The organism is Cedecea sp. B1(4) (genome assembly GCF_059414925.1).
Genome location: NZ_JCAHMZ010000004.1, coordinates 311,435 through 328,772, shown reverse-complemented (window position 1 = coordinate 328,772; position 17,338 = coordinate 311,435). Strand labels below are relative to the sequence as shown.

The 17,338-nt window shown below is 57.6% G+C and carries 14 protein-coding genes; 2 read left to right on the top strand and 12 right to left on the bottom strand.

Annotated features, from left to right (window positions below):
* Together aroC and prmB are read right to left on the bottom strand one after the other, a co-directional pair.
* Window positions 1-1,086, bottom strand: coding sequence for a chorismate synthase (gene aroC, locus ACR6JA_RS11175; RefSeq protein ID WP_008459684.1), 1,086 nt, complete (start codon window positions 1,084-1,086; stop codon window positions 1-3).
* An 82-nt stretch (window positions 1,087-1,168) separates the two neighbouring features.
* Window positions 1,169-2,101: a 50S ribosomal protein L3 N(5)-glutamine methyltransferase gene (gene prmB, locus ACR6JA_RS11170; protein WP_008459683.1), complete on the bottom strand. Its 933-nt coding sequence runs from the start codon at window positions 2,099-2,101 to the stop codon at window positions 1,169-1,171.
* 173 nt (window positions 2,102-2,274) lie between these two features.
* Between prmB and smrB the strand changes: the two genes are divergently transcribed.
* Window positions 2,275-2,826: an endonuclease SmrB gene (gene smrB, locus ACR6JA_RS11165; protein WP_008459682.1), complete on the top strand. Its 552-nt coding sequence runs from the start codon at window positions 2,275-2,277 to the stop codon at window positions 2,824-2,826.
* A 248-nt stretch (window positions 2,827-3,074) separates the two neighbouring features.
* Here smrB and sixA read toward each other — a convergent pair whose 3' ends face one another.
* The 4 genes from sixA to ACR6JA_RS11145 form a co-directional block, all read right to left on the bottom strand.
* Window positions 3,075-3,563, bottom strand: a complete 489-nt coding sequence (sixA, locus tag ACR6JA_RS11160; protein WP_494492772.1) for a phosphohistidine phosphatase SixA — start codon at window positions 3,561-3,563, stop codon at window positions 3,075-3,077.
* 179 nt (window positions 3,564-3,742) lie between these two features.
* Window positions 3,743-5,908 carry a fatty acid oxidation complex subunit alpha FadJ gene (gene fadJ, locus ACR6JA_RS11155; protein WP_494492771.1) on the bottom strand — a complete coding sequence of 722 codons (2,166 nt, stop codon included), beginning with the start codon at window positions 5,906-5,908 and terminating at the stop codon, window positions 3,743-3,745.
* Complete coding sequence (gene fadI, locus ACR6JA_RS11150) at window positions 5,908-7,218, bottom strand: acetyl-CoA C-acyltransferase FadI (protein WP_494492770.1); 1,311 nt, start codon at window positions 7,216-7,218, stop codon at window positions 5,908-5,910. The genes fadJ and fadI overlap by 1 nt, the downstream gene beginning before the upstream one ends.
* Window positions 7,219-7,394: 176 nt before the next feature.
* Complete coding sequence (locus ACR6JA_RS11145) at window positions 7,395-7,679, bottom strand: YfcZ/YiiS family protein (RefSeq protein WP_213712850.1); 285 nt, start codon at window positions 7,677-7,679, stop codon at window positions 7,395-7,397.
* Window positions 7,680-8,056: 377 nt separating this feature from the next.
* On the opposite strand from ACR6JA_RS11145, the gene fadL reads away from it, so the two are divergent.
* Window positions 8,057-9,385 (top strand): long-chain fatty acid transporter FadL, encoded by a 1,329-nt coding sequence (fadL, locus tag ACR6JA_RS11140; RefSeq protein WP_213712852.1) that lies wholly within the window; start codon window positions 8,057-8,059, stop codon window positions 9,383-9,385.
* A gap of 46 nt (window positions 9,386-9,431) precedes the next feature.
* Here fadL and ACR6JA_RS11135 read toward each other — a convergent pair whose 3' ends face one another.
* From ACR6JA_RS11135 to ACR6JA_RS11110, 6 genes are all read right to left on the bottom strand, one after another.
* On the bottom strand, window positions 9,432-11,333 hold the full coding sequence (locus ACR6JA_RS11135; RefSeq protein ID WP_494492769.1) for a heavy metal translocating P-type ATPase: 1,902 nt from the start codon (window positions 11,331-11,333) through the stop codon (window positions 9,432-9,434).
* A complete protein-coding gene (gene hflK / locus ACR6JA_RS11130; RefSeq protein ID WP_494492768.1) occupies window positions 11,330-12,382 on the bottom strand; it encodes a protease modulator HflK in 1,053 nt (350 codons plus the stop codon). Before hflK (ACR6JA_RS11130) ends, ACR6JA_RS11135 begins: the two co-directional genes overlap by 4 nt.
* Entirely contained in the window at window positions 12,379-13,392 is a 1,014-nt protein-coding gene (gene hflC / locus ACR6JA_RS11125; RefSeq protein WP_494492767.1) for a protease modulator HflC, read from the bottom strand. Before hflC ends, hflK (ACR6JA_RS11130) begins: the two co-directional genes overlap by 4 nt.
* Window positions 13,389-15,353, bottom strand: a complete 1,965-nt coding sequence (gene hflK, locus ACR6JA_RS11120; protein ID WP_494492766.1) for a protease modulator HflK — start codon at window positions 15,351-15,353, stop codon at window positions 13,389-13,391. Before hflK (ACR6JA_RS11120) ends, hflC begins: the two co-directional genes overlap by 4 nt.
* A 166-nt stretch (window positions 15,354-15,519) precedes the next feature.
* The gene (mlaA, locus tag ACR6JA_RS11115; protein ID WP_213712863.1) at window positions 15,520-16,278 is read right to left on the bottom strand and encodes a phospholipid-binding lipoprotein MlaA; all 759 of its coding nucleotides are present in this window, start codon (window positions 16,276-16,278) and stop codon (window positions 15,520-15,522) included.
* A gap of 13 nt (window positions 16,279-16,291) precedes the next feature.
* Window positions 16,292-17,338, bottom strand: a complete 1,047-nt coding sequence (locus ACR6JA_RS11110) for a cytochrome c-type biogenesis protein CcmH (protein WP_494493246.1) — start codon at window positions 17,336-17,338, stop codon at window positions 16,292-16,294.

Here is a 17,338-nt window from a genome sequence, read left to right as displayed (position 1 = left end):
TTACCAGCGAGGCAGCGGGGAAGAAACGTCAGCGTTCTGTGCGCGCTGGCGCAGCAGGTGATCCATCAGCACGATAGCCAGCATTGCTTCTGCGATCGGCACAGCGCGGATCCCCACGCAAGGATCGTGACGCCCGCGGGTGATCATCTCCACTTCTTCGCCTTCGCGATTAATAGTTTTGCCCGGCACGGTAATGCTGGACGTTGGTTTCAGGGCCATGTTAGCCACGATCTGCTGACCGCTGCTGATGCCGCCCAGAATGCCGCCCGCGTGGTTGCTCTGGAAGCCTTGCTGGGTGATTTCATCCCGGTTCTGGCTGCCGCGCAGGTTCACCACGCCGAAGCCTTCGCCAATTTCCACGCCTTTCACCGCGTTGATACTCATCAGCGCGTGGGCAATGTCTGCGTCCAGGCGGTCAAAGACCGGCTCACCGAGGCCCGGCGGCACGTTGTCAGCCACAACGGTCACTTTCGCGCCGATGGAGTCGCCCTCTTTTTTCAGGCCTCGCATCAGCTCGTCCAGCGCGTCGATTTTATCCGGATCCGGGCAGAAGAACGGGTTCTGCTCAACCTGATCCCAGTCTTTGATTTCCAGCGGAATATCGCCCATCTGCGTCAGGCAGCCGCGAATTTTAATGCCGAATTTCTGCTCAAGGTATTTCTTGGCAATGGCGCCCGCTGCAACGCGCATGGCGGTTTCACGGGCAGAAGAACGGCCGCCGCCGCGGTAGTCGCGCAGGCCGTATTTTTGTTCGTAGGTGTAATCCGCGTGTCCCGGACGGAACACGTCTTTGATGGCGCTGTAATCCTGGGAACGCTGATCGGTATTTTCAATCAGCAGGCCAATGCTCGTGCCGGTCGTTACGCCTTCAAACACGCCGGAGAGAATTTTGACCTGGTCAGGCTCACGGCGTTGAGTGGTGTAGCGCGAGGTACCCGGACGGCGGCGATCGAGATCGTGCTGCAGGTCGGCCTCCGTCAGCGGGATGCCCGGCGGGACACCGTCAACAATGCAGCCCAGCGCGATGCCGTGAGATTCACCAAATGTCGTTACGCGAAAAACCTGTCCAATACTGTTACCAGCCATCACGGCTCCTTAATCACCGTTCTAGTTATTGTGTTGTGCGCGGGAAGTAAAACGAGCCCGAAGGCTCGTCTACGTTCGGCAATTAATCTTTGTAGATACTGAAGTACTCGCGAGCGTCAATCAGCTGCGCTTTAGTCAGCATAAATACGCCGTCGCCGCCGTTGTCGAACTCAAGCCAGGTGAACGGCACCTCCGGGTACTGCTCCATCAGGTGTACCATGCTGTTCCCCACTTCACAAATCAGGATCCCGCCGTCGGCCAGATAATCCGGCGCGCAGCCAAGAATACGACGAGCCAGCTTCAGACCATCGCTGCCGGCCGCCAGGCCCAGCTCAGGTTCGAAGTGGTATTCGCCCGGCAGATCCGCCATGTCTTCTTCATCAACATACGGCGGGTTCGTCACTATCACGTCGTACTGCACTTTAGGCAGGTCGCGGAACAGGTCAGAGCGAATCGGCGTGACGTTGTGGTCCAGGCCGTGCTCGGCAATGTTCTGCTCGGCCACGGCGATAGCGTCAGGGGAAATATCAACAATATCCACTTCCGCATTCGGGAATTCATAGGCGCAGGCAATCCCGATGCAGCCGCTGCCGGTGCACATATCCAGAATGTGCTGCGGCTCGTGGTCGATCATCCCGGCAAAGCGGTTGTTAATCAGCTCTCCAATCGGCGAGCGCGGCACCAGTACACGTTCGTCCACGTAGAACTCGTGGCCGCAGAACCAGGCTTTATTGGTCAGGTAGGCAACCGGAATACGTTCGTTGACGCGGCGAATCACTCGCTCGACGATGCGGTGACGCTCGCTTGGGGTCAGACGGGCGGTGCGCATGTCTTCAGGAATATCCAGCGGCAGGTACAGACTTGGCAGAACCAGCTGAACGGCTTCATCCCATGGATTGTCGGTGCCGTGCCCATACCAGATGTTGGCGGCGCTAAAGCGGCTGACCGACCAGCGCAGCATGTCCTGAATGGTATGCAGCTCGTTAACTGCCTCATCGACGAAAATTTTATCCACGTGCCCTCCGCAGGCGACTCACGCTAGTTCAATAATAATCGGCTAGTTTGCCATGAAGGAGGCGACAAATCAGCATCCATCGACGTCGGGAGGCCGCGAAATTTGCGTTTTCTTTATTGCTACCGGGTAAAGCAGGTAAACTGGCCGCAAAGCGAATGCGAGATGAGAGAAACATGAAAAAAAAATCACCGCTCAGTTCCGAAGATGAGGCGCTGTTTCGCGGCCTGATGGGCGGCACGAAAAAACTGGCTCAGGACACGATTGTCCACCGCCCGGTGCGCAAGAAAATTACGGAAGTGCCCGTGAAGCGTCTGCTGCAGGAGCAGGCCGATGCCAGCCACTATTTTTCCGATGAGTTTCAGCCACGCCTGGCGACCGAAGGGCCAATGCGCTACGTGCGCGAAGGCGTGAGTCATTTTGAACTGAAGAAACTGCGTCGCGGGGATTATTCTCCGGAGCTATTTCTTGATTTGCACGGTCTGACCCAGCTTCAGGCCAAACAGGAGCTGGGCGCGCTGATTGCCGCCTGCCGCCGCGAGCATGTTTTTTGCGCCTGCGTGATGCACGGCCACGGTAAACACGTCCTAAAGCAGCAAACGCCGCTCTGGCTGGCGCAGCATCCGCATATTGTGGCGTTTCATCAGGCACCGAAAGAGTACGGCGGCGATGCCGCGCTGCTGGTACTGATTGAGATTGAAGAGTGGCAACCGCCGGAGCTGCCGTAAATTGTGCGGAAGGGATTGCCCTCACCCAGGACCTCTCCCAGAGGGAGAGGGGAAACAAGACGTGGACGTAGACTTTGCTCAGAAGAGGGAAAACGCCTCCGGCCAGCTCCCTTGCCCCCTTGGGAGAAAAACAACACAGGGCAGCTCCCTCGCCCCCAGGGGAGAGGGTTAGGATGAGGGGAAGATTCTCTGCACCTGAAAAGAAAAAAGAGCCGCATTCGCGACTCTTTTTTTCATGCTCACAGCAATCAGATAGCCTTAGCCACCTTGAAGTTGCAGGGGCTCATCTGCCAGTTAAACACACCTTTACCGGTATCCGGGTCCAGCGTGACGCTGGCAATGGCCGAAGTAGTAAACATCGGCGGAGCCTCTTCCGGGCAAAGTTCGGAAACCAGGTAACCCACGAGCGGCAGGTGGGAAACCACCAGCGCAGATTCAACACCTTGACTTGCCAGCGCCAGCAGGTAATCCCCCACCAGGCCTACATCACCGCAGGGCCGCAGCTCTGGCAGGATGTCTTCTTTTTCCGGGAGGTTCAGCGCTTCCCGCACCACGTCCAGGGTCTGTTCAGCTCGCAGGTAAGGGCTCACCAGAACACGTTCGATACTTGCCACTTGACCCGTTAACCAGGTCGCCATCAGACGGGATTCATCACACCCACATTGGGTTAAGGGACGAACCGAGTCGCTGGCAGCATCGAGTGCTGCGTCGCCGTGACGCATGATAAAAACTTGCATATTGCACCGCTTTTGTTAACCAGGAACGCCTGAACCCGCACGCTGAAAAAGTGGGGTTCACGGCAGCCGGGCATTGTGCCTTATCCGTACATCGAATGAAACGCTGTTTTTTACCTCAATGCTGCAAGTATAGTCAATATCTGTTTACAAAATGACCTTGCAGCGTACATTTACCGGTTTTAGCTCAGCGCTTCGTCAAGCTCGGTCACCGGCTGCGACGTCAACGCAGGCCAGAAACTAAGGTGTTGTTCAGCCATAATAATCAGCCTTTCACAGGGGCTGAACCGCTCCCCGTACTGGCTCGCTAAACGCTGTAATTTTGCCACCACATCGGCGGCCCCCAGGCTGTCCATATACCTGAACGGCCCGCCTAAAAACGGCGGAAAACCAATGCCGAAAACGCCGCCAATATCGCCATCACGTGCGCTTCTGACCACACCCTCATCGAGGCAGCGAGCGGCCTCGTTGAGCATCATCATGACGCAGCGCTCGGCGATGTGTTCCGGGGTCTGACGCCCGTTCGGCGTCACGCCTAATAGCGTGTAAATCGCTGTGTCAGGCTGTTTCTTGCTTTTACGCCCTTTTGCAGGATAAAGATAGAAACCGCGACCATTTTTTCTTCCTTTGCGGTCATCCTTCAAGATTGCGTCCACGGTATCAGGCGCGGCAAAGCGATCGCCGAAAGCCTGCTGCAGAATCGGGATAATCTTCGTGCCGACGTCTATCCCAACCTCATCCAGCAATTGTACCGGCCCCACCGGGAAACCGAACTTCACCAGCGCATCGTCAATACGCTCGATCGGCTCACCTTCCGTGAGGCAGCGCAGCGCTTCATTAACATAAGGCGCAAGAATGCGATTGACGTAAAACCCGGCGCTGTCGCCTACCACAATCGGCGTCTTGCCCTGTTTTTTCGCCAACTGCACGGTCGTGGAAATGGTTTCCGCGCTAGTCCCTGCATGAGGAATCACTTCGACCAGCGGCATTTTGTCTACAGGGCTGAAGAAATGCAGGCCAATAACCTGCTGCGGGCGCGCTGCCTGAGCGGCAATATCGGCAATCGGCAGCGAAGAAGTATTCGAGGCAAAAACGGTGTGCGGTGCGGCATACTGTTCAACCTCAGCCACCATTTTTTGCTTCAGCGCCAAATCTTCAAACACGGCTTCCACCACAATATCTCGCTGGCTAAAGCCGTGGTAATCGGTTCCACCGGAGATACGTGCCAGTTCGCGCTGGCGCTCAGCAGGCTTCATATGGCGGCGACGGACTTTCTTCTCCAGCAGGTCCCAGCTGTATTTCAGTGCGTGGTTAATGCCTTCGTTATTAATGTCCTTAATGCGCACCGGAAGCTTGCCTTTGGTAGCCGTTACATAGGCGATCCCGCCGCCCATTAATCCGCCCCCCAGCACGCCGACAGAATTTAGTTTGCCAGGCTTTGCTTCACGGCCATACTCTTTTTTCAACTCCGTACTGGCAAAGAACAGGCCGCGCAAAGCGGCAGATTCAGGAGACATGGCCAGCTCACCAAACGCTTTGGCCTCGGCCTCATAGCCGCTTTTGCTGCCTTGCTCCAGCCCGGTGCGGATAACCTGAATAATGCGGCCCGTTGCCGGGTAATTGCCCTGCGTCTTCTCTTCGGTCTTCTTGCTGACCATGCTGAACAAGAGCGAGCGCCCCAGCGGCCCGGCGAGTACGCGTTCTTTTACCGGCAGTTCACGCGAAGGTTTCCGCCCTTTGAGCGCCAGCTCAACAGCGGCCTCAAGCAAAATAGATTCGGGCACCACGTCATCCACCAGCCCCAGCTTCAGGGCCTGACGCGGGCGCAGCTGCTTGCCGGTCAAAATCATGTCCAGCGCATTGCTGACGCCTATCAGGCGAGGTAAACGCTGAGTGCCGCCCGAGCCCGGCAGCAGGCCCAGTTGCACTTCCGGCAGGCCAAGCAGCGTTTTAGGTGAATCGGTACAGATGCGGACATGGCAGGCAAGCGCCATCTCCAGGCCGCCGCCCAGGCAGGCGCCGTGAATCGCGGCCACCACCGGGATCGGCAGCGCGGCGATTTCTGCCATGATCTGCTGCCCCTGCCTCGCCAGCTCTTGGGCTTCTGCAGCCGTTTTGCAGCCGCCTATCATGTTGATGTCGGCCCCGGCGATAAAGTTGTCCGGCTTGCCGGAGATAAATACCAGCCCCTGCACGCTCGGGTTGTCGCGCAGTTTTTTTATAATGCTGTGTACCTGCGCCCCAAATTCGGCCTTCAGGGTATTCATTTTTTCGCCCGGAACGTCGATGGTCACTACGGCAACGTTATCCAGTCGGATGTGTAAATCGAATGCGCCTTGCTGTGCCATCACTCCACCTCCAGAACCATTGCCGCACCAAGCCCACCGGCCGCACACGCGGTAACGAGGCCAAAGCCTCCCCCGCGGCGACGCAGTTCATGCAGCGTCTGGGTAATCATCCTTGCGCCCGTCGCAGCAAACGGATGCCCGTAGGCGATCGACCCTCCCAGCACGTTAAATTTCGCGTCATCTACTTCGCCCGTGGCGTGAGCCCGGCCCAGCACATTGCGGGCAAAGTTTTCACTGGAAAGCATTTTCAGGTTGGCTAACGTCTGCGCAGCAAAGGCTTCGTGCATATCAAACAGGGTCAAATCATTCAGCGTGATGCCCGCGCGCTCAAGCGCCAGCGGCGTAGCCCACGCCGGGCCAAGCAGCATATCCTGCCAGACATCAATGGCCGTGAACGCGTAGCTGCGCAGAAAACCGAGCGGCTTGAGGCCAAGCTCTTTTGCCCGGGATTCGGTCATCAGGATCACAGCCGCAGCACCGTCCGTCAGCGGCGTACTGTTCGCCGCGGTCACGGTGCCGTGCTTGCGGTCAAACGCCGGACGCAGCTTTGCATAATCGGAGAGGCTGGAGCCTTTACGCACGTTGTTATCTTCAGCGAACGGCTGGCGATAGGGAGGAATAAACGCCGTCATCACTTCATCGGCCAGCTTTCCTTCCTGCCAGGCCTGGGCGGCACGTTCGTGGGAGCGGTGAGCCAGCGCGTCCTGCTGTTCGCGAGTGATGCCGTGAGTTTTCGCCATCTGCTCAGCGGTATCCCCCATACGTAGACCGGTAGAATATTCAGCCACGGCGGGAGGAACAGGCAAAAGATCGCGAGGACGTAATTTGGAAAACAGTTTCAACCGCTGCCCGAGCGTGCGCGCTTTGTTAACGTCCACCAGCGTGCGGCCCAGCTTTTTGCTGACGCCAATAGGCAGTACGGAAGAGGAATCAGCGCCGCCGGCAATCCCGGCACGGATCGTACCGGCCATCAAACTTTCGGCCACGTTTGCAACGGCCTGAAAACTTGTAGCGCAGGCACGGCTGACGCTGTAGGCATCGGTATGGACGCTCATGCCGGTCGCCAGCACGATTTCACGGGCAATGTTTGGCGCTTCCGGCATTTGTACCACCTGGCCAAATACCAGTTGCTCAATCGCTTCAGGCGGCACTTCGCTGCGGGCCATCAGCTCGCTCACCACCATATTGCCGAGATCGACGGCGGGAATACCATGGAAAGCCGTGGCCTGACGGGCAAACGGCGTACGTAAACCACTGACAATGGCAATACGATCGCCCTGGCGGGTAATCAACGGCAGTGCCTGACTCATAACGCTCCCCTGCTAAAAAAGTGAATACAGACAAAAAGTGGTCTGACCTGATCACAGTCTTAACTAAAAATTCACATTCAGCCAACTGGCTGGCGAGAAAAATGGGAGAAGCGACACGAATTATTACATAACGAAATGAACGCCCCCGCTTTATACGGGGGAATTGAAGGGGGAACTTAACGCAGACCGAGCTGGAAGATCATCGTTTCGGCCTGGCAGCTAAACTGGAAATCGATATCCAGCTGCACACCGCCGGCGACTTCGGTGTAGCGCGGTGTAATCTGGCAAGGTTCAGACTCAACGTCACGGGCTTTGGTCGTTAACGCAGCCAAGACTTCATCGGCTTCTGTTTTGCTAGTAAATACACGGCTGTAGGAGGCGATGCAATCTGTGTTGTCGATAATGGTACCGACATCAGTACAGCAGCAAACCGGGGTTTCATTGGCGGTATTTTTACTCATCACGCTTTCCTCTGTAATGCGGCTTAAAAAAGGAGAATGGTTAAAATAATTATGGGTATTTTACGTCCGCCGTTGCATCGGCTCCAGTTGATAATCCTCACAAAACCGACAAGTGACGGAAATCACACTTAAAAATGATCTAAAACAAATAACATCCCCGCTTTGATGAGAAGTTCCCCCCAATTTTGCCACTCAGATCCCGTTTTCAAGATCAAACATGAAAAACTTTAGAAACAAACTTGCAACATCCTCGCTGGTCAGACCTATACTCTCGCCACTGGTCTGATTTCTCTGTACCCGATCAGTCCCTACTATTCGCGCTCCTGTTACGGTATGTAACATTGTTTGCATAAAAATAAATCAATGAGGTTTTGGTCATGAGCCAGAAAAACCTGTTTACAAAGTCAGCCCTCGCGGTTGCAGTGGCAATAGTCTCCTCCCAGGCGTACGCCGCCGGCTTTCAATTAAACGAGTTCTCTTCCTCTGGCCTTGGCCGAGCGTATTCGGGGGAAGGTGCAGTTGCGGATAATGCGGGTTCAGCAAGCCGCAACCCCGCTACCATCATGATGTTCGATCGCCCTTCTTTCTCCGCTGGCGCCATCTTCGTTGACCCGGACGTTGATATCTCCGGTACATCACGCTCGGGTAAAAGCCTTGATGCGAAAAACATCGCGCCAACCGCATGGGTCCCAAACCTGCACTTTGTTGCGCCGATTAACGACCAGTTTGGCTGGGGTGCATCCGTCACCTCTAACTACGGCCTGGCCACCGAATATAATGACAGCTACGCAGCAGGCTCGATGGGCGGTACCACCGACCTGACGACCCTGAACCTGAACCTGAGCGGCGCTTACCGACTGAACAGCAACTGGAGCTTCGGCCTCGGTTTCGACGCGGTTTATGCTAAAGCGAAGATTGAGCGTTACGCAGGCGACCTGCCGCAGTTGATTGCTGGCAACCCTGCGTCTCCACTGACTCCGGCTCAACGCCAGGCTATCGGGACACTGCCCGCCGATACTCAGATTGCCCACCTGAAGGGTGATAAATGGGGCTTCGGCTGGAACGCCGGTATTCTTTATGAAATTGATAAAAACAACCGCTACGGCTTTACCTACCGTTCAGAAGTCAAAGTCGACTTTGACGGCGACTATAAGAGCAGTTTACCTGCGGCGTTTAACCCGCTGCTCTCTAACTTTGGTCTGCCTTCCGGAACCAACGGTGCAACCGTTCCTGGCTCTCTGAGTCTGCACCTGCCAGAAATGTGGGAACTGTCCGGTTATAATAAAGTGGCGCCGAAATGGGCTGTTCACTATAGTCTGACTTACACCAGCTGGAGTCAGTTCCAGGAGCTGAAGGCAACCGGCAGCAATGGCCAAACTCTTTTCTATAAAGATGAAGGCTTCAAAGATGCTTACCGCATCGCGCTGGGTACCACCTACTACATGGACGACAACTGGACATTCCGTACCGGTATCGCGTTCGATGACAGCCCGGTGCCGGCTAACAAGCGTTCTATCTCCATTCCAGACCAGGATCGCCTGTGGCTGAGCGCCGGTACCACTTATGCGTTTAACAAAGACGCGTCTGTGGACGTAGGCGTTTCCTACATGCACGGTCAGAAAGTCAATATCGAAGAAGGCCCATACACCTTCAAATCTGAAGGTAAAGCCTGGCTGTACGGCGCTAACTTCAACTACGCGTTCTAAGTTACTGCCTCGAAAAGTAAAGCGCCTTCCTCAGAAGGCGCTTTTTTTATGCCTGCTCGCTCAGTTTCTCTTCAAACCGCAGTAACCTTCCCGCATTGCCGAGCACCAGCAGCGTGCTGAGGTTATGCAGCAACGCGGCGATAACTGCGCCAGAGGCGCCAAGCCAGCCAAAAGCCGCCATCGCGACAATGGCCAGCGTCCAGCCCAAGCCGATAAACACGTTGACCTGCAAAGTCCGGCGGCAGCGGCGGCTCAGGCGAACGCAGGTACCCAAACGGCGAAGATCGCTGCCAATCAGCACAATATCCGCCGAAGACATCGCGATGTCGGACCCACCGGCCCCCATTGCCACGCCCACCACCCCAGCCTTTAGTGCCAGGGAATCGTTAATACCATCGCCGATAACCATAGGCCGATAGCCGCTGTCGATTTGTCGTTTCACCTGCGCCAGCTTATCCGCGGGCAGCGCCCCGGCCACCACGTCGGCGATCCCCACCTGGTGCGCAATTTTATCCGCAACCGACTGGCGATCGCCGGTCAGTAAAAGCTGCCGGTTTAGCCCAAGATCGCGCAGCTCTGCCATCGCCGTGGCTGCCTCGTCGCGCAAACTGTCGGCCAGCAGCAGCCAGCCAAGAAAACGGCCATCCAGCGCCAGCCCGACAATCGGGCCATCATGCTCCGGGGCTTCAGGTAAGTCGGTCAGAGTGGAGGCTAACAGCTCACGCCTGCCAAGCACCGCTTCTCCCTGCGGTGTAGAGGCGGAAACGCCTAGCCCCTGATGCTCACGCACATTTTCGAGAGGCAGCCAGGCTTCCCGCGAAACAATCTCGCTTACCGCACGGCTGACCGGATGGTTACTGGTCGCCCCGAGGCTGGCAGCCAGGGTTTGCAGCAAAGTGGGATCGGTATCACCGTGTGGCGCCACGGCCTGCAGGTGTAGCCTGCCGTGGGTCAGCGTGCCGGTCTTGTCGACCACCACGGCGTTAATCTCCGCCAACTCCTCAAGAAACGCCGCACCGCGGATTAAAATGCCGTGGCGGGCGGCCACCGTCAGCCCGGCAATAGATGACGCGGGCGCAGAGAGCACCAGCGCGCAGGGACAGGCCGCCACCAAAACGGCCAGCATCGCCTGGGCATCCTGCGTCAGGAACCAGGTGCTGGCGGCAATCATCAGCACCAACAGCAGATAACGCGCCGCGTGGCGCTCAAGCAGGCGCGTTATCGGCGGGCTTGCCTGTTCCGCGCTTTGCATCAGGGCGATCACGCGCCCCAGCGTCGAAGTTTCTCCGGTACGCGTGACACGGATGCGCAGCAGGCCATCCAGGTTTATCGCTCCGCCAAAGACTTCCACCCCCGGTTCAACTTCCTGTGGTACGGACTCCCCGGTAATAGGAGCTGTGTCCAGGCTGGCCTTGCCTTCCAGCACCAGACCGTCGGCGGGAATATGGTCCCCGGCTCGAACCTCGACCACATCGCCAGGTTCGAGATCGTGGTTGTCGATATCCTGTAATTCACCGTCCGCGCTTAAGCGCCGCGCCCGGCTGCGCGTGAGTTTGCTCAGCGCGGCAATCGCCTCCTGCGAGCCAATGACGCTGCGCTCTTCGAGAATATGCCCGACGATCATGATTAGCGGCAGCAGCGCGGCGGTCAGAAGATCCCCGGTAGCCCACGCACCCAGCAATGCCAGCGCGATAAGCTGGTCGGTCAATCCGTGCAGGCTGGGGTAACGCAGGCTATGCAGCGCGTGACGCAGCACCGGCACAGCCACAACTACCGAGGCAGCGCCCAAAAGTAAATCACCAACGGCAACCTGCTGAGGTGCCAGCCACCGCCAAAGTAGCCCCAGAATCAGCGCCCCACTGGCCACCAGCGCCAGCATCAACTGGCGGGTAATATGCCGCTGCTCCTGGCGGGTCAGCGCCCCACCAGCTTGTACAGAAGAAGTCATGGTTTCGTCGCCTCTTGTTGCGCTACACCCTGCAGGATCAAATGCGCATCATCCTGCGGCGACACGGTGATTACCGATCCGGCCTGGGACAGGATCCCGGCTATTCGCTGGCGATAAATACGCCCCAGCAAATCAGGATCGTCATGGTTGCTGGCCAGACGGGCAATTATCGCCGTGTCCGACTGCGCCTTCGCCACGCTCTCCTGCGCTTTGGCCTGGGCGGTTTGCAGCATCTGGTCGGCCTGCTGAACCGCCTTTTGCCGCGTTAATGAAGCATCGCTTTGCGCCGTCGCGATCGCTTTTGAAGCCTGTTGGCTGGCGGTTAAGACCGCGTTGAATGCCGCTACGGTCGTCAGCGGTAAAGCAGACTGCACGGTCACCCGCTCAAGAGTAATACCCGCATCGCTCCCCGACAGCTGAAGCCGCAGCAAATTCTGTTCGATATTCCGCTGCACGTCGCTTCGCAGCTGTTCACGCTGCTGCGCCACGTTCATATCGTTGCCGGGCATTTCGGGCCGGGCAACCAGAATGGTATCCAGATCGCGGGAAGCGCAGACCGCGACCGCCGCGCGCTCCACCAGCCGGTCCAGCAGCGGCAGGACATGCTTGTCCTGTAAGACGTAAGCGGTTGGCGTTCTGACACGGTAAAATACGCTAATATCCAGCTGCACAACGCCCGCATCACCGGTGAGCAAGAAACCTGAGCCCGAAACAGCATCATTGCCGGGGCCACCGTTGATATCCAGGCTTTGCGCCTCGGACGAGCGCAGCAGCGCGGTCACCCGGTGTTCAATCACCCGATCCGGCCCCGGTACCATCACCACTTCATTGACCGGCGCGGGCCAGGCAAGCAGCAAGCCGGGTTCAGCCACGCGCTGCTCAGCGCCGAAGCGCAGCACCACGGCCCGGCTGCCCGGCGGAATTTGCCGGACATTCGACAGCAACCACGCCCCGGCCGCAAACAGCGTCAGCACAAAGATCGCGATAAACGCCAGCCGAATCGACTGCGTCCACGGCCCGCCGGGCTCAAGTTTTTGCCGTTCAGTCATGGTTTTTTATCCGCTGCTTTATCCATTTGCGGCCCGTCAACCAGCAGGCTGAACGGTTTGGCATCGGTGCGCAGCACCAGTCGGGTTTGCGCATTCACCATGCCGCTAAGCGCGTCAATCTGGCGCAGCAAGCTATAAAGCTGAGGGGCGCTGGCATAAGCTTTACCGTAAATGGACGCCGTTTGCACTTGGGCCTGGGCTTCGATATCCGCCGCTTTCACCGAGGCCTGAGCTTCGGTGATGCGGGCATCGCGGTCAGCGGCGGAACGAATCTCTGCCGCCGCGCGCTTACCTTCCGCCGTGCGCTCAATCGCAATGGTTTCACGCTCTGCTCGCATACGATCAACCGTGGCGTTGAGCGTCACGGCCGGCAACGTCAGGCGTTCGGTGCCCATCTGCACCAGCCTGATACCGTAACTTTGCAGCAGCGGCTGGCTGATTTGCTGCTGAAGATGCGATTCAAACTCCGCCAGTTGAACCTGCTTGCCGTCGGTGTTCACCAGTTGAGAAAGCGTGAAGCCGCTGGCGGTGGTTTCCAGCGCTGAGCCTAAGTAGGTGCGAATTTGCCGGGCCGCTTCATCCGGCTGGTTTTGCACCGCCCGCATAAACCTCTGCACGTGTTCAGGCGTGCTGTCCACTTCCCACACCGCGTAGGACTGAACGATGATCCGCAGGCCATCGCGCGTGCCGACATCCTGCAGCCCGCTGGACGTCGTCCGCAGGCGCAGATCCACCACCGTTGCCGTTTCAAAAGGGGCAGGTAAGCGCCAGGCAAGCCCCGGCTCCAGCAGCACGCGAACGGGTTTGCCGAAACGGGTGATCACCAGTGATTCGCCGGATCTCACCTGCACCAGACTCGCAGCCGCAAGCAGAATAACGACCAAAACAACGGCGGCGGTAATACGCTTCCAGGCGCCTTTTTTAACCCCTTCCGGGGCGGAAGAGTGGCTATGACTGCAGCCGTGGCCGTGGTGGTGATCATGATGTCCATGAGAGTGGGAATGGCTCACCGGGAAAGCTCCTGTGCGGGTTTAGCGGGCGCGTCACGCCGCGCCGCATCGGTAGAAGTAGGGAAATCACGCAGATCTAGCGTGGGCGGCGAACCGGCACCAATTCGCTGGTCAATGACCAGTAATGGGTGGCCGCTGAGGGCCTGCTGAAGCTGTTTAAACCAAAGCTCGTCGATAAAGACCTGCCCTGCCTGCTGATAAGCATTCTTCTGCGCGGCAAAACGGGTGGCCGTTGCCTGAGCTTCGCTTAGCGCTTCGGTAGCATTAACCTGCGCTGTGTTTTCGCGCACTGCAGCATTGGTCGCGGCAATCGCGGCTTTTTCTGCCGCACTTCCCTGCTCTCTCAGAATCAGCGACTGCGCGGCAATCTGCGCGGCCTGCACACCATGAAAAGCGTCGGCCGCCCCGGCAGGCGGATGAATCGCCTCCACGACGGTAGAAAGGATTTCCACACCGCTGTGCAGGTTATCCAGTTTCTGCTGCACGGCCTGGTTAATCTGCCCGGCCAGGTCGTCACGCCGCTCGCTCAGGACATCATCCAGCGTTAAAGACGAGAACTGATGTACCAACACCTCATTTGCCGTGCTGCGTACCAGATCCGACAGGTTCACTGCCCGGTAGGTTGCCGCCAGCGCGGCGTTATCAGTCAGGCCAATACGCCACATAAAGCGCACGTCGCTGTTAACGATTTGCAGGCTTTGCCGATCCCCGCTTTGGCTGGCGATGATTTGCGCTTTGTCGAAGTTGTGGGTGGCATCCCAAAGCCTGTCGGCGCTGGCGGGCGCGGGGCCTTCGGCATCGGCACGTTTTACAGGAGGTTGGCTGGCTGGATCTTCCCCGGCAGCCAGCTCATGCACCTGCCCATTTTCGGTCAACTGCACCCGACCAAACGGCCAGGGCAGCCCCAGATGCAGCCCCGGCTCAAGCACCGCCACAGAGCGGCCAAAGCGCTCATACACGCCGCGTTCGGTGGCTGAGATTTGCTGCAGCCCGGTCAACAACCAGCCGCAGATCAGCATCAGGGTCACCATCGGGATAAACGCGCGCTTCAGGACGGTGAAGGCCCAGACCTGGCGAAGATCGATGCCAAACCGCTGGTGTAGCTCCTGCTGTAAAAACCCGAGCGGGCGCGGCGGCCAGGTTAGCTGGGCGGCCAGTTGGCTTTTGGGGATAAGCCTGGGTTCTGTCGTGCCGTCTCCGGGGGGCGCGAACAGAGAAAACAGCCCGCGCAGCATAAACTCGACGGCAACCAACAGTCCCAGCGACGCGGGCAAGTTTATCGCCAGTGCACTGTTGAGCTGTGGCCAGACAAGTCCCGGTAAACTCAGCACCTGTACCGCCATCACCAGGCGCAGCAGCGGCGCTATCGACCCGGCTTCCGGCGACGCTTCTTTCGATACCGCACTGAGATGCCGTTCGGCCACCAGCAGCACAAAGACGGATCCTGCCAGGCACGCTACAGCTATCCAGCGGTTATTATTGTCCAGCAGCGGAACGTAGCGGCTACTCCAGCCAGAAAACGCAATATAGAACGCCAGCGCGGCAAGCGCCCCGGACCAGATGCCTTCTGCCTTAAACAAAGCTTCAGCCCGGGCAAAATTTAACGGCACCAGGCCTGTAAGCCAGCTTAAAAGAGGATTATTGGGCGCTTCTTCCTCCTGAACCGAAGGCTCAATCGGTGGGGAAAACTTAAAGCTTCGCCACTGGCAAATACGCTGCGTCGCGTGCAGCGAAACAACCAATAACAAAAGCGCTGCGGCATTGCTGCAGAGTAAAGCGACCCAGCGGGAAGCTGGCTCCAGGATACTGACCGTCAGCGCCAGCAGGAGCATCATAAACAGCAAGAAGGTTAAGGCGAACACCGCACGCGCGGCGAGTCGGGCCTGCGCGCCGGCCAGCGAATAGCGAGCGGGCAGCGCCTGAGGCAGCAGTTCAGCTTCGGGTAACCGGGTAGGTGGCATGATGTTTTAAGCGTGAGGTGCGCAAGAGTTGCGCAGTATTTTTAGATTGTTATTTTATAACATACCAACACAAAATGCTGGCGAGTAAAGATGTGTCATTTTATGTCAGTGTTATGACAATAAAAAAGCGAACATCCATGTTCGCTTTTTCACATCCAGGTAGCACTTACTGGGAGTCGATATCTTTCAGATCATCCTGAATCGCCGCCGCGTTCGGGTTCGCCTCTGGCTTAAGCTGGCCGCCGTTGGCCAGGAAGTCATGGCGCTGGAAGTAGGCTTCACGCACGGTGACATAAGGATCGGCTGACTGGCGCAGCAGGCCGTCGGAATCCAGCAATTGGGCGCGCGTTTCGACGCCTTCGACCGCCCATTTACCGATGGACATCGGCCAGGTCAGCCAGGAAAGCACCGGATATAGCGTATCGACAAAATCACCACCGTCTTCGCGCAGCGTGAAGCTGCCGTAGCCCGGTAACATCACATAAGGACCGTAGCCTACGTCGTAATGGCCCAGCGTGCTGCCGAAGCGGTGAGGCTCGACGCGCTGAAGTTTAGGGTTAGCCATCCCGGCCACGTCGATGAAGCCACCCATCCCCAGCAGGGTGTTCAGGAAGAAACGCGTAAAGTGCACCATCCCCTGGTACGGGTCGCCCTGCACGAAATAGTTCACCATCGTGGCGGGCTCTTCGAGGTTGCTGGTGAAGTTGCTCAGGCCGTTGCGCGCGGGCACCGGCACATAGTCACGCCACGCTACGGCCACCGGACGTAATACATACGGGTCCAGCACGTTGTAGTTGAAGTTGAACATTGAACGGTTGAACCCTTCGAGCGGGTCCGAACGCCCCTGAGGCTGCTGGCTACCAGAACTGGCACATCCCACTAATACCGTTGTTGCCAGAGCAAGTCCGGTCAGGCGGAAATTCATTAGCGTCTCCCTATTATTGTTTGTCTGCGCTTTCAGTGGTGCCCGATTCAAGCTGGGCCCTCGCCTGATCGATGCTGCGCTCAATGACGGCGCGGCGCTGGTCGTTTGCCGGTAAAATTTTCAGCATCATGTCCCACGCCCCAATCGCCTCACGGTAGTTCTGGCGCTCAAAAGCATTGAACGCCAGCAGGCTGAGCACGCGTATATTCGTGTGGTCATCTTTTAACATTTCGCGGAGCAGAAGCCCACCAAGCTGGTTATCCTGCGCATCGGCAGAGCGGGTCAATACTTCAGCATAGCCCAGCTTTGCTTCGCCGTTTGTGGGCGCAAGTTTATATGCGTGAGCAAAAGCCTGTGTTGCCGTTGTGGCGTTATTCAGCACCATGCCAATGCGCCCAAGCATCATCCAGCCTTCAAGATTATCAGGTTGTTGCTGCAATCGCGTGCGTAATCCTAACCCAAGACGCGCCATCTCTTCCATAGTCAGCGGCGCGGCCTGCGGGTCAAGAACACGTTTTAACAACGCTGGCGTCTCGGCTGTCGCCTGCCGCCAGGCCTGCACCTGCGCCAGCCCGGACGTTTTCAGATAACTGCCAGCGCTGACCGCCAGCAGCAGCACGCCCCCTGGCAAGAAAACCCACAGCGAGATTTTCCCTCGGGTCATCCCACTGCTTAGCGCCGGATTTTCTTCCGTGAGCGAAATCTTTTGCCGCCTGCGGCTGCGCAGTACAATCACCGCCGCACCACCGACAATAAACAGCCCCGGCAACACCCAGAGGATCACCGTGGCCGGCGTCAGCGGCGGCTCATAGGTCACAAAATGGCCGTAACGCTCCACCATATAGTCCACAATCTGTTGCTTGCTTTTGCCCTGCTGCATCAGCTCGTAGACTTTAAGTTTCATGTCTGAGGCAATCATTGCGTTGGAATCCGCAATACTGTTGTTCTGGCATTTCGGGCAGCGCAGCGCCTCGGTTAGCTGGCGGAACTGCTGCTCCTGCGCTTCATCTTTAAAGGTGAAGGTATCAATAGCCGCCGCTGCATGTACGCTAAACAGCAT